General features: G+C 69.8%; 13 protein-coding genes. 7 read left to right on the top strand and 6 right to left on the bottom strand.

Annotated elements, in window-relative coordinates; translation table 11 throughout:
• Nucleotides 1-35 precede the first annotated feature (35 nt).
• The 3 genes from F8566_RS38745 to F8566_RS38735 form a co-directional block, all read right to left on the bottom strand.
• Nucleotides 36-1,121, bottom strand: coding sequence for a PDR/VanB family oxidoreductase (locus F8566_RS38745; RefSeq protein WP_225993895.1), 1,086 nt, complete (start codon nt 1,119-1,121; stop codon nt 36-38).
• On the bottom strand, nt 1,118-1,996 hold the full coding sequence (locus tag F8566_RS38740; RefSeq protein WP_151567290.1) for a metal-dependent hydrolase: 879 nt from the start codon (nt 1,994-1,996) through the stop codon (nt 1,118-1,120). The genes F8566_RS38745 and F8566_RS38740 overlap by 4 nt, the downstream gene beginning before the upstream one ends.
• Before the next feature lie 117 nt (nt 1,997-2,113).
• Nucleotides 2,114-2,695, bottom strand: a complete 582-nt coding sequence (locus tag F8566_RS38735; protein ID WP_151567288.1) for a TetR/AcrR family transcriptional regulator — start codon at nt 2,693-2,695, stop codon at nt 2,114-2,116.
• A gap of 76 nt (nt 2,696-2,771) precedes the next feature.
• On the opposite strand from F8566_RS38735, the gene F8566_RS38730 reads away from it, so the two are divergent.
• Nucleotides 2,772-3,461, top strand: coding sequence for an enoyl-CoA hydratase-related protein (locus F8566_RS38730; RefSeq protein WP_151567286.1), 690 nt, complete (start codon nt 2,772-2,774; stop codon nt 3,459-3,461).
• A 164-nt stretch (nt 3,462-3,625) separates the two neighbouring features.
• On the top strand, nt 3,626-4,039 hold the full coding sequence (locus F8566_RS38725; protein WP_151567284.1) for a hypothetical protein: 414 nt from the start codon (nt 3,626-3,628) through the stop codon (nt 4,037-4,039).
• Between the two features lie 86 nt (nt 4,040-4,125).
• On the opposite strand, the gene F8566_RS38720 is transcribed toward F8566_RS38725, so the two are convergent.
• Nucleotides 4,126-4,806 (bottom strand): hypothetical protein, encoded by a 681-nt coding sequence (locus tag F8566_RS38720; protein ID WP_151567283.1) that lies wholly within the window; start codon nt 4,804-4,806, stop codon nt 4,126-4,128.
• Between the two features lie 23 nt (nt 4,807-4,829).
• Between F8566_RS38720 and F8566_RS38715 the strand changes: the two genes are divergently transcribed.
• Genes F8566_RS38715 through F8566_RS38700 form a run of 4 tightly spaced genes read left to right on the top strand, consistent with a single transcriptional unit; the run spans nt 4,830 to nt 8,266 of the window.
• Entirely contained in the window at nt 4,830-6,290 is a 1,461-nt protein-coding gene (locus F8566_RS38715) for an aldehyde dehydrogenase (RefSeq protein ID WP_151567281.1), read from the top strand.
• Nucleotides 6,287-7,021: an SDR family oxidoreductase gene (locus F8566_RS38710; protein WP_151567279.1), complete on the top strand. Its 735-nt coding sequence runs from the start codon at nt 6,287-6,289 to the stop codon at nt 7,019-7,021. Before F8566_RS38715 ends, F8566_RS38710 begins: the two co-directional genes overlap by 4 nt.
• Nucleotides 7,018-7,857, top strand: a complete 840-nt coding sequence (locus tag F8566_RS38705) for an NAD(P)-dependent oxidoreductase (RefSeq protein WP_151567277.1) — start codon at nt 7,018-7,020, stop codon at nt 7,855-7,857. The genes F8566_RS38710 and F8566_RS38705 overlap by 4 nt, the downstream gene beginning before the upstream one ends.
• Nucleotides 7,850-8,266, top strand: a complete 417-nt coding sequence (locus F8566_RS38700; protein WP_151567275.1) for a carboxymuconolactone decarboxylase family protein — start codon at nt 7,850-7,852, stop codon at nt 8,264-8,266. The genes F8566_RS38705 and F8566_RS38700 overlap by 8 nt, the downstream gene beginning before the upstream one ends.
• Here the strand turns inward: F8566_RS38700 and F8566_RS38695 are convergent.
• Together F8566_RS38695 and F8566_RS38690 are read right to left on the bottom strand one after the other, a co-directional pair.
• Nucleotides 8,217-8,681 (bottom strand): GNAT family N-acetyltransferase, encoded by a 465-nt coding sequence (locus F8566_RS38695; protein WP_151567273.1) that lies wholly within the window; start codon nt 8,679-8,681, stop codon nt 8,217-8,219. The two genes, F8566_RS38700 and F8566_RS38695, sit on opposite strands and share 50 nt — an antisense overlap.
• Nucleotides 8,682-8,760: 79 nt before the next feature.
• Complete coding sequence (locus tag F8566_RS38690) at nt 8,761-9,345, bottom strand: acetamidase/formamidase family protein (protein WP_151567271.1); 585 nt, start codon at nt 9,343-9,345, stop codon at nt 8,761-8,763.
• 169 nt (nt 9,346-9,514) lie between these two features.
• Between F8566_RS38690 and F8566_RS38685 the strand changes: the two genes are divergently transcribed.
• Complete coding sequence (locus F8566_RS38685) at nt 9,515-11,485, top strand: beta-propeller domain-containing protein (protein WP_151567269.1); 1,971 nt, start codon at nt 9,515-9,517, stop codon at nt 11,483-11,485.
• Nucleotides 11,486-11,604 lie beyond the last annotated feature (119 nt).

Here is an 11,604-nt window from a genome sequence, read left to right as displayed (position 1 = left end):
AGCGTCGCATATCCAGGGCGGACTCGGTGCGGTGATCAAAGGTCGAGCGTGAGATGGCCGCCCCGGGCGCGGGAGACGCAGATGAGCATCGAGTCGCCGCCCTGGTCGGTGGCCGCGCGCTGGTCGACGGTGCCGTCGAGGACACGGACGCGGCAGGTGCCGCAGAAACCCTGCCGGCAGGAGTACGCGACGGAGGGCAGCTCCGCCTTGATGGCCTCCAGCGCGGACTGCCCGGCGGCGACGCCGATGGTGGTGCCGGTGCGGGCGAGTTCGACCGTGAACGGGCGGCCGTCGACGATGGGTGCCGGGGCGAACCGTTCATAGTGCAGGGTGCCGGCGGAGAACGCGCCGCGGACGGCGTCGATCATGGGCGCGGGGCCGCAGCAGTAGACGGCGGTGCCGGGGCCCGCGTCGCGGAGGAGGTCCGCGGAGCGGGGCACGCCGTGCTCGTCGTCGGTACGGATCACGATCCGGCCCGGCGGCAGGCCCGCGAGTTCGTCCAGGAACGGCAGGGTCTCGCGGGAACGGCCGGTGTAGACGAGCCGCCAATCGGCGCCGGCCCGTTCCGCCGCTTGGACCATCGGCAGGATCGGCGTGATGCCGATGCCGCCGGCCAGGAAGAGATAGGACTCGCTCGCCAGGAACGGGAAGGCATTGCGGGGTCCCTGCACCCTGACCGTGCGGCCCTCGACAAGGTCCTCGTGGACCTCGATCGAGCCGCCGCCACCGGCGGGCAGCCGCCGCACCGCGATGCGGTAGGACCGCCGGTCGGCCGGGTCGCCGCACAGCGAATACTGCCGCCGCCTGCCCGAGGGAAGGAGCAGGTCGAGGTGGCAGCCGGGCTGCCACCTCGGCAGCAGTCCCCCGTCGGGTGCGCCCAGGCGGAGGCCGACCACGTCCGCCGCCTCCCGCCTGGTCTCCTGGACGACCAGGGTCAGGCCGCGGTCGACCGGCCGGACGTACGGGATCACCGGGGTACGCAGTGAACGCACCCACTGGATGCCGTTGAACAGCGCGCCGACCACCACCCAGAACGGGTCACGGGACCGGCGGCCACGCAGGTCAGGCGGGATCTGGCCGGCGCTCTGACCCGCCGTCCACCTGGGGCTCCGGCTCGTCACCGCAGCGCCGCCTGCGCGGCCGGCGACGAGGCGAGATAGGCCAGTGCCTGGCTGGTCGAGCCTTCGTTCAGCGGGCTGTAGGAACGCCTCAGATACCGCATGATCGACGGGCCGAGCAGCCGTCCGGGTGGCGTGAGCCCGGCCGGGCCGGTGCGCCGCAGATGGTGCAGGCCACCCTTGATCCGGCCCTTCACCAGCGGGTCGCGGGCCATCAGGAAGCGGTGCCCGCGCTGCCAGAGGGCCAGCAGCATCGTGATCGTCTCGGTCATCGCCCGGACGCGCTTGCCGTACGAGCCGTCCAGGTGCATGTAGAGATCGTGCGCCACGTGCCGGTGCTCGACCTCCTCGGCGCCGTGCCAGCGCAGCAGGTCCATCATCGTCGGGTCGGCGCCCGCCTCGTCCAGCGCCGCGGCGTTGAGGATCCAGTCGCCGAGCACGCCGGTGAAGTGCTCGATCGCGGCGATGATGGCGACGCGTTCGAACAACCAGGCCTGCGCGCGCTCGCCGGTCAGGTTCCGGTCGCCGAGGAGCCCGTCGAAGACGAACTCCACCTGCCGGACGAACGGGCGCACGTCGAGCCCCTGCTCGACGAAGTGGTCGAGCACCCCGTCATGCGAGCCGGCGTGCATGGCCTCCTGGCCGATGAAACCGAGCACGTCCTCGCGGAGCCTGTCGTCCTTGACGTACGGGAGGGCCTCCTTGAAGACCTTGACGAACCACTCCTCGCCCGCGGGCAGCAGGAGGTGCAGCACGTTGATGAGGTGCGTGGCGACCGGGTCGTCCGGGATCCAGTGCAGCGGAACCCCGGACCAGTCGAAACTGACGTCGCGGGCTTGGAGAACGATGTTCTCGGGCTCGCCGAGCTGCGCGGTCATCGCGGCCTCCCCCGGGTGGGCTGGGAAAGCGAAGGGCTTATTGACGATTAGTCCAGGACGGGACAGAACGCTACATCGGCCGATATCAACGAACAACGGGCCCACCCGTGAGCCTTGTCACGCGGCGGGCAGCTCCGCTCGCAGGGTCGTGGCGACGACCTCGGCCGTGATCCGGAGCGCCCGGGTGTCGTGGGTCGTGCGGCTGAGCACGATGGCCCCCTCGAACGCGGCGAGCGCGTAGGTGGCGAGCTCCGCCGCCCGTTCGGGCGGGATCCCCGCGCCCGCCAGACCACGCGCGAAGGCCGCCTCCCACGAGGCGAACACCTCAGCGCACGCGTGCCGCAGCGGCTCGCTGGTGCTGGCCACCTCCATCGCCACCGTGGCGATCGGGCACCCGTCGGCCCAGCCGGACTTCTCCAGGGCGTCCACGCTGAGCTGGAAGAAGTCGCGGACGCACTGGACGATGTCCTCGCCCCCGCGCGCGAAGGTCAGCTCAAAGAGGCGCTCGTAGCGTGCGCCGGAGTGGGCTATCGCCTCGGCGCCCAACTGCTCCTTGCCGCCAGGGAAGAAGTGGTAGAGCGACCCCCAGGGCGCCCCGCCGGCCGTCGTGATCTGTTTGAGCCCGGTCCCCGCGTATCCCTGTTCACGGAAGAGCTGCGCACTGGCCTCCAGCAACCGCTGGCGGGTGTCATTCGCCATGCCTGTACCCTAGCCCTTGTTCTCACTAGATCGATCTATCTAATATGACGATCGATCTAGATATGAGGGAGATGCCATGCCCGTGCGGACCGAGGACGACGACGGTGTCCGGATCATCACGATCGATCGTCCGGAGCGGCGCAATGCCGTGGACGGCCCCATGGCCCAGGAGCTGCGCGAAGCCTTCGCCGCGTTCGAGAACGAGCCCGGCACGCAGGCCGCCGTGCTCACCGGCGCGGGCGGCATGTTCTGCGCGGGCAACGACCTGAAGGCGATCGCGGCCGGCGACTTCCCGGCCCCGACGGTCGAGGGCCCTCCCCCGATGCAGGTGACCCGCGGCCGCGCCGCCAAGCCGATCGTGGCCGCGATCGAGGGCTACTGCTTCGGCGGCGGCTTCGAACTCGCCCTGTGGGCCGACCTCCGGATCGCGTCCACCACGGCCGAGTTCGGCCTGCTCAACCTGGGCAAGGGCCTGCCCTGTCTCGACGGGGCCACCGTGCGGCTCCCCCGGATCGTCGGGCACGGGCGGGCGATGGAGCTGATCCTCACCGGCCGCCGCCTCTCCGCCGCCGACGCCCTCACCTACGGGCTGGTCACCCAGGTCGTGGATCCCGGACGCGCGTTGCCGGCAGCCCTCGCACTGGCTGCCCAGATCGCCGCCACCCCGCCGGAGGCCCTCCAGGCGGCCCGCCGCTCGGCGCTGGACCAATGGTCACTGCATGAGAGCGCCGCCACGGCTCACGAGGCCGAAATCGCACTCACCTGACCAACGTGGTCACAGCCGACTGTCCTCATCCGGTCATGGGTTTCAAGCACGCCTGAAAGGGGGCTGTGTTCTCCTCGCTGCCCCGGCTGAAGATCTCATCGTCTTCCCCGTACGAGGCGGGGAAGCGTCAGCCGGGGGATCGCTCCCTCGGGGGAGGAGTCACCATGAAGATCGCGAGGATTCCGGCGAGTCTGGCGGCAGGGGCCGCCATCGGCACCGCCGTCCTCACCGGCGCGGGCACCGCGTCCGCCGCCACCACGGCTGCGCCCGCCGAACGTCCGGCCGCCGTCGCCCAGCAGGCCGCCGAGCAGGGCAAGGCGGCAGTGCGGTGCGGCAAATGGACGCCCATCAAGATCAATGGCGGTTACCTGAGGTACCGGGAGTGCACGAACGGGATCAGGCGCTGGGTGGCCGGGAACCCACTGAACGACACCAAGAACAACAATCGGTGCGTCTGGGCCAAGGTCAAGTTCGTCCCCTGGGGTCCCACCAAGACCTACAAGGACTGCGGCGGCGCGCCGACCAGGTTTTACACCGGCGCGCACACGGCGCTGGACGCCAGGGTGACCCTCAGTTAACGAAGACTGAGCCCCGCTCCCACCTCTCACAACGGCCCGTTCACCGCATGCGGTGAACGGGCCGGCGCAGGCCTGCGGGCCCAGGTCTACCTGGGAACGTGCGGGGTGCCGTCGCGCATTGGCGGGAAGCGGTGCGTGGCGGCCGTGGTCCCGCGGGTCATGCGGGTGATGTCGGCCTCGGGCAGCACCTCGGTGTCGTCGTCGATGATGACCTCCCAGCGACAGTGCGGCACCCGGCCGGCGGGCACGCGCGGCGGCCGGTGCACGGGGCGGATGCGCGCCTTGGGGTTGACCGCCTGCGCGGTGATGTCGAACGTGCCGTCCTCAATGGTGTGGCACATGCCCTTGATGGAACGTTCGCCGAACGGTTCGACGTCGAGCAGCGCGCCGCACGAGCGCAGCTGGAAGAAGCCGTGCGTCTCGGAGATCAGCTCGTACTCGACGTCCATGTAATGCTGGGCGAACCCGGGGTCGAGTTGCAGCACCTTAAAGATGGCTGAGACGCCGTCGCCCTCGATCTTCATGATCTCGCGGATGCGGTCGGTGTAGATCGGGCTGGCGCCCTTCCACTCCTCGATGGCGATCTCCTCGACCACGCGCTGGCCGTAGCGCAGCCCCACGGCAGTCAGGGCGGAGCGGTCGAGCAGGTGCACGATCAGCGCGTACTCCCGGACCAGGCGGACGAGTGCCTCCTTGGACAGGTCCTCGAATTTGAAGTCTGGATCGAATTCGCCCGAATAGTCCGCACGGGGCTTGCGTTCCGTCATGAGCCGAACTGTAGTCTGGACAGGTGTCCAGAACAACCGATCGCTTGCTCGTGAACGGACGCCTCGTCCCCGGCTCGGGCGGCACGTTCGAGACCCTCAACCCCGCGACCGAAGAGATTCTCGGCGAGGCCGCCGACGCGACCGCCGCCGACATGGAGGAGGCGATCGGCGCCGCCCGGCAGGCCTTCGACTCCTCCGGCTGGGCGACCGACCTCGCCCTGCGCGTCCGCTGCTTGCGGCAGCTGCGCGACGCGCTCCAACGCCACTCCGACGAGCTGCGCGAGCTGACGATCGCCGAGGTGGGCGCACCCCGGTTCCTCACGTTCGGGGCCCAGCTCGACGCGCCGGTCGCCGATCTCGGATGGTTCGCCGACCTGGCGGAGTCGTATGAGTGGAGCACCGATCTGGGGCGGGCCGAGCCGATGGGCATCCCCAGCCACCGGCGCGTGGTCAAGGAGCCGGTGGGCGTCGTCGGCGCGATCACCCCGTGGAACTTCCCGCACCAGATCAACCTGGCCAAGCTCGGCCCGGCGCTCGCCGCCGGCAACACCGTCGTGCTCAAGCCCGCACCCGACACCCCCTGGTGCGCGGCCTTCCTCGGCACGCTGATCGCGGAGGAGACCGACATCCCGGCCGGGGTCGTCAACGTCGTCACCTCCTCCGACCATGCGCTGGGTGCGCAGCTCGCGGGTGATCCGCGCGTCGACCTGGTGTCGTTCACCGGCTCCACCGCGACTGGGCGTGCTGTCATGACCACCGCGGCGCAGTCGCTGACGAAGGTCTTCCTGGAGCTCGGCGGCAAGTCGGCGTTCATCGTGCTCGACGACGCCGACCTGCGCGCCGCCTGCTCGTACGCCGCGTTCAGCGTCGCCACTCATGCCGGGCAGGGCTGCGCCATCACCACGCGCTTGTTGGTGCCGCGCGCCGCGTACGACCAGGCGGTGGAGATCACCGCCAAGTCGCTGCGGCGAATCGGCGTGGGCGACCCGAAAGACGACAAGACGCTTTGTGGCCCTGTCATCTCGGCCCGGCAGCGCGAGCGCGTCGAGAGCCACCTCGAGCTCGCGATCAAGGACGGTGGTTCGTTCGCCTGCGGCGGCGGACGTCCGGCGGACCGTGACCGCGGCTTCTGGATCGAGCCGACGCTCATCACCGGGCTCACGAACGAAAGCCGCGCGGCCCGTGAGGAGATCTTCGGGCCGGTGCTGGTGATCCTGCCGCACGACGGCGACGACGACGCGGTGCGGATCGCGAACGACTCGCCGTACGGGCTGTCGGGCGCGGTGCACGGCACCGACCTGGAACGCGCGCGTGCCGTCGCCGCGCGCCTGCGCACCGGCACGGTCAGCGTGAACGGCGGTGTCTGGTACGCGGCGGACGTGCCGTTCGGCGGATACAAGCAGTCGGGCATCGGCCGGGAGATGGGCGTGGCCGGGTTCGAGGAGTACTTGGAGACCAAGGCCATCTCTGAAGGAGTCGCATGAGGTTCGAGGGCAAAGTCGCGGTCGTCACGGGCGCGGCGGGTGGCATCGGCGAGGCGTACGCGCGGGCGCTCGCCGCCGAGGGCGCCTCGGTGGTGGTCGCCGACCTGAGCGAACGCGGCCAGGAGGTCGCCGACGACATCAAGGGGCTGTACGTGCGCACGGACGTTTCCGACCCCGAGTCCGTCCAGGCGATGGCCGACGCCGCCACGGAACGCTTCGGCGGCATCGACCACCTGGTCAACAACGCCGCCATCTTCGGCACCATGAAGCTGGACTTCCTGTTCACCGTCGACTGGGACTACTACAAGAAGTTCATGGCGGTGAACATGGACGGCGCGCTCCTCTGCGCCCGCGCCTGCCACCCCTCCATGCAGGAACGCGGCGGCGGCGCGATCGTCAACCAGTCGTCCACGGCGGCCTGGCAGTACTCCGGCTTCTACGGCCTGGCCAAGGTCGGCGTGAACGGCCTCACCCAGCAGCTCGCCCACGAGCTGGGCAGCATGAACATCCGCGTCAACGCGATCGCGCCCGGTCCCATCGACACCGAGGCCAACCGCACCGTCGTACCCGGCAACATGTCCCAGAAGATCGTGCGGGACAAGATGGCGCTCAAACGTATGGGCACGCCGGAGGACCTCGTCGGCATGTGCCTCTTCCTGCTGTCGTCCGACGCGGCTTGGATCACCGGACAGATCTTCAACGTCGACGGCGGCGAGGTGTTCCGTTCATGATGTACGGCTTCATCGGCCTCGGCCAGATGGGCGCGCCGATGGCCGCGCACCTCGCGGACCAGGGCCTCATCGTCTACGACACCCGCGCCGAGGCCCTCCGCCCCCTCGTCGACAAGGGTGCGAAGGCGGCGTCCAGCGTCTCCGAGGTCGCCCGGGCCGCCGACGTCGTCTCGGTCATGGTCCGCGACGACGACCAGGTCAACGAGGTCGCGGCGGAGATCCTGGCGTCCGCGCGCCCCGGCACCGTCCTGGCGATCCACTCCACCATCCGCGCCCGGACGGCCGAGGACCTGGCTCACCGCGCCCTCTCGTACGGCATCGAGGTCGTCGACGCGCCCGTCAGCGGCGGCTTCATGGGCGCGAACGCCGGCACCCTGGCCGTCATGGTCGGCGGCACACCCGAGGCGTTCGCCCGCTGCAAGGAGCCCTTCGAGTCCTGGGCCGACCTGATCCTCCACATGGGCCCTGTCGGCGCGGGCACCCGCACCAAGCTGGCCCGCAACCTGCTCCACTTCGTGGCCTTCACCGCCGCGGCCGAGGCCCAGCGCCTGGCCGAGGCCTCCGGCGTCTCGCTCCGCAAGCTCGCCCGCGTCGTCCGCCACTCCGACGCCATCACGGGGGGCGCCGGCTCGATCATGCTGCGTGCGACGACGGCGCCCCTGTCGCCCGACGACGAGCTGTACGACATCCTCTGCCACGTCCGTTCCCTGGGCGAGAAGGACCTCACCCTCGCCCTCGAACTCGCGGACGAACTCGGCGTCGACACGCCGCTCGCCCGCCTGGCCCTCACCCGCTTCGCCGCTGGCCTCGGCCTGGAGGACCCCGCCGATGAATGACAGGGACGAACGACTGAATGACAGGGATGAACGGCGCGCACGCGGCCTGGACATGATGCGCCAGGTGTACGGGTGGGAGATCGGCGACGCCCCCGGCGACTTCTTCGGCATCACCGTGGACCATCTCTTCGGCGAGATCTGGACGCGGCCCGGGCTGTCCATGCGCGACCGGCGGCTGCTCCTCATCGGCATGCTCGCGGGTCAGGGCCTCAACGACGTCCTCGACATCCAGATTCCCGCCGCTCTCCAGAACGACGAACTGTCCCCCGCCGAACTCCGCGAGATCGCCATTTTCCTGACGCACTACATCGGCTGGCCGCTCGGCTCGAAACTCAGCGTCCAGGTGGACGGATTGATCGCTAAGGAGCGTGCCAGGTCAGCGCGATCTGATGATCCCGGAAACCCATAGACCGGTACAACGGCGCGGCCTCCGGTGTCGCGTGCAATTCGACCCGGGCCACGTCGTTCTCCTCGAACCAGGTGAGGAGTTCCTTCATCACCAGGCGCGCGTAGCCCTGCCCCCGGTAGGCGGGGTCGGTCACCATCCCCAGCACGTATCCCGCGAGCGCGTTGGCCTGGTACGGAGTGGGCAGCCGGTATTGCACGACTCCGATCCCGCACGCCGCCAGATCACCGTCGTCGCCGTCCACCACGAAGACGCCGAGCTCTCTCCCGCCGAGCCGCTCCTTCATGTCCATGGCGAACTGCTCGCGCCACTCCCAGGCGGGCGCCGGGTTGTCCGAATCGGCCAGCCGACGGAACAACAGCTCACGCAGGCGCGTCAGCTCCGGGATGTCATCGACGGTGGCCGGGCGAACAATCATTTAGACACCTTAAGCGACATTCAACGCGCTTCCGCCACCCTCTCCACCATGGGTAAGCCGCGCTTGTCAGACCCGCTGGTCAGCCGGGATCGGGCATCAACATCGGCCCTGTCACCCTGAACCTCTCCACCCCTTGCCTCGTGAGGTTCACCCTGAGGTCGATCCACCCTGGAACGGCCTCCCCGCACGTCCCGAAGTGCAGGTCGCCCACCGACAGCTTCACTCCCCGGACATGCACCGGCAGCAGGATCCGCGACCCCGCCGTCAACCGAGCGATCGAGCAGCCCCCGATCTCCCTCCCCCGCGCAAGGCTCGTGACGGCCTCACCCGCGATCCGCGCGTACTCCGAGTCCATCGGTGTGACCCGCCCGAGCAACCCGCCGCCGTCCCCCGGCCGTCCTTCCGCCGGCGCACACCCGATGACGCCCGGATGCCCGCCCGGCGAGTAGATGCCGTCGGCCCGCCCGACCGCCAGCACGTCCACCACGATCACGTCACCGGGTTCGGCCCCCACGACCACGAGCGGCCCGCACAACACGGGCTCCCCGTCGAATCCCCGCCCCTCACACTCCAGCCGTACCGATCCGCCGGTGATCACCTCCGCCACCCCCGGAATCTCCGGGTGCCACCGATCGTGCCCGGGCACCGCCAGCGAAAGCCCCACGCGAACCCCTCCTCACCGAGATCATTGACAGGGATGATCCTGCCGATGCCCCTGTTTCAGACCCATTTCCGCCCCCTTACGCCCCCGTAAGACAATCCCCGCCTCCACTGGTCCGAAAAAATTTTGGTTTGGGCGGGAACCTGGGGGTCAGAGTCAGCGTCTAAGTGCCATGCGAGCCCGTGCATATGTCCCCGCGCTGCCCGTGGCGTCCGTGCTCCTGTTGGCCGGCTGCTCCGGGGGTGACGGCTCCGCGAAGGGTACGGCGGCGGTCGACGCGCCGCCCATGCGGTTGGTCGCCTATGACAGCTGCGATGACCTGCTGAACGGGCTGCGGACGGAGACGGCGAAGCGGGTCACTCCGTGGGGGCTGGACGGGCCCGCGCTGCTGGAGAAGGTGCCGGACGGGGCGATGCCGGCGCCGGAGTCGGCCAACGGGCAGGCGAGCAAGGCGGTGCCACAGGAGCATTCCCGCACGAACGTGCACGAGGCGGGGGCGGACGAGCCCGACCTGGTCAAGACCGATGGGCGCCGGATCGTGACGATCTCGCGCAACAAGCTGCAGGTCATCGATCCGGTCACCCGGAAGGTCGCGCATCGGCTCGACCTGCCGGTGCGGGGGCCGGGGATGTATCCGGGCGGCGGTGACTCGCAGTTGCTGATGAGCGGCGACCGCGTTCTGGTGATGACCCGCCAGTCCCCCCGGGGGATCGACGCCACGGAGCGGCCGGGGATGGCCAAGCCCGTGCCGATGCGGTCGCAGACCCGGCTCACACTGGTCGACCTGGCGGGGACTCCGAAGGTCATGGGGTCGATGACGTCGGAGACCGAGTTCGTGGACGCCCGGCAGACCGGGTCGGTGGCGCGGATCGTGGTGACGTCGCGCCCCCGGATCGACTTCCCGGTGGATCCCCACCAGGGCCAGCCGGAGCAGAAGGCGGTCGAGCGCAACCGGCAACTGGTGCGGCAGGCTCCGCTCAGCGCGTGGCTGCCCAAGTTCGAGGTACGGAACGGGGCGGACGCCACGTCGTACACGATGCCGTGCGACCAGGTCAGCAGGCCCGCTTCGTACACGGGCACGACGATGCTCAGCGTGCTGAGCGTTGATCTCGCCAAGGGGCTCGGCGATCCGGATCCGGCGGGCGTGGTGGCCGACGGGCAGACCGTCTATGGGACGGGCGCGAGCCTCTATGTCACCGGGACGCCGCCGCAGGCCGTCGCGTGGGGCCGGATGACGCCGAAGCCGGTCGAGCAGCGCACCGACATCCACAAGTTCGACGTACGCGGGCAGGGGCGGCCGAGGTATGTGGCGTCCGGCTCTGTCCAGGGCGACCTGCTCAACCAGTACTCGCTGTCGGAGCACGCGGGTCACCTGCGAGTCGCGACGACGACCATGCCGATGACGCCACCGGGTGCCCCGGACTCCCCGGATTCGCCGAATTCCCCGGATTCGCCGACGAGATCGACGGCGGCGCCACGCTCGGAGAGCACCGTACGGGTGCTCGCGCAGCAGGGAGCCAAGCTCACGACGGTCGGTGAGATCGGCGGGCTCGGCAAAGGCGAACGGATCTACTCGGTACGGTTCATCGGGCCCAAGGGTTACGTGGTGACGTTCCGCCAGGTCGATCCGCTGTACGTGCTGGATCTGAGCGATCCGGCCAAGCCGCGGTCCACCGGCGAGCTCAAGATCACCGGGTATTCCGCCTACCTGCATCCGACCGCCGACGGCAAGCTGCTCGGCGTCGGTCAGGACGCCGACACCAAGGGGCGGACGCTCGGCACGCAGGTGTCGTTGTTCGACGTCGCCGGCGCTCCGAAGCGGGTGGACACGTTCCGGCTGCCCGAGTCGAGCTCGGCGACCGAGTTCGACCCGCACGCGTTCCTCTACTGGGCGAAGTCCGGCCTGACGGTGATCCCGGTGTCACGCCACACCACGGGAGGCGGCGAGGCGCTGGTGCTGAAGGTCGGCGCCCAGGGCATCGACAAGGCCGGCACGGTGAGCCATCCGGATGCGGGCTACGAGGTGCCCGTCCAGATCCAGCGTTCGCTGGTCGTGGGCGACACGCTGTGGACGATCTCGTCCGAGGGTGCCCGCGCGACCAGCGTCACGACGCTGGACGACCAAGGCTGGCTGCGGTTCTGAGGGGATGCCGCAGCCGTGGTGACCGGTTGCGGGACCGCGTCCGATCAATGTGATCCGACGCGCGGGTCCCGCAACCGGTCGCCCTTTGTCCGGCTGACCGGCCGCCCTCTGTTCGGCTG

The sequence above is a fragment of the Actinomadura rudentiformis genome, from assembly GCF_008923185.1.
Lineage (GTDB): Bacteria > Actinomycetota > Actinomycetes > Streptosporangiales > Streptosporangiaceae > Spirillospora > Spirillospora rudentiformis.
Note: the sequence above shows the minus strand (reverse complement) of the source record. Positions and strands in the feature narration are given on the sequence as shown.

What these genes read in the sequence shown, in the direction of transcription:
- F8566_RS38740 (WP_151567290.1), bottom strand. Translation starts at nt 1,996, where the DNA reads ATGACCGCGCAGCTCGGCGAGCCCGAGAACATCGTTCTCCAAGCCCGC.
- F8566_RS38735 (WP_151567288.1), bottom strand. Translation starts at nt 2,695, where the DNA reads ATGGCGAATGACACCCGCCAGCGGTTGCTGGAGGCCAGTGCGCAGCTC.
- F8566_RS38730 (WP_151567286.1), top strand. Translation starts at nt 2,772, where the DNA reads ATGCCCGTGCGGACCGAGGACGACGACGGTGTCCGGATCATCACGATC.
- F8566_RS38725 (WP_151567284.1), top strand. Translation starts at nt 3,626, where the DNA reads ATGAAGATCGCGAGGATTCCGGCGAGTCTGGCGGCAGGGGCCGCCATC.
- F8566_RS38720 (WP_151567283.1), bottom strand. Translation starts at nt 4,806, where the DNA reads ATGACGGAACGCAAGCCCCGTGCGGACTATTCGGGCGAATTCGATCCA.
- F8566_RS38710 (WP_151567279.1), top strand. Translation starts at nt 6,287, where the DNA reads ATGAGGTTCGAGGGCAAAGTCGCGGTCGTCACGGGCGCGGCGGGTGGC.
- F8566_RS38705 (WP_151567277.1), top strand. Translation starts at nt 7,018, where the DNA reads ATGATGTACGGCTTCATCGGCCTCGGCCAGATGGGCGCGCCGATGGCC.
- F8566_RS38700 (WP_151567275.1), top strand. Translation starts at nt 7,850, where the DNA reads ATGAATGACAGGGACGAACGACTGAATGACAGGGATGAACGGCGCGCA.
- F8566_RS38695 (WP_151567273.1), bottom strand. Translation starts at nt 8,681, where the DNA reads ATGATTGTTCGCCCGGCCACCGTCGATGACATCCCGGAGCTGACGCGC.
- F8566_RS38685 (WP_151567269.1), top strand. Translation starts at nt 9,515, where the DNA reads ATGCGAGCCCGTGCATATGTCCCCGCGCTGCCCGTGGCGTCCGTGCTC.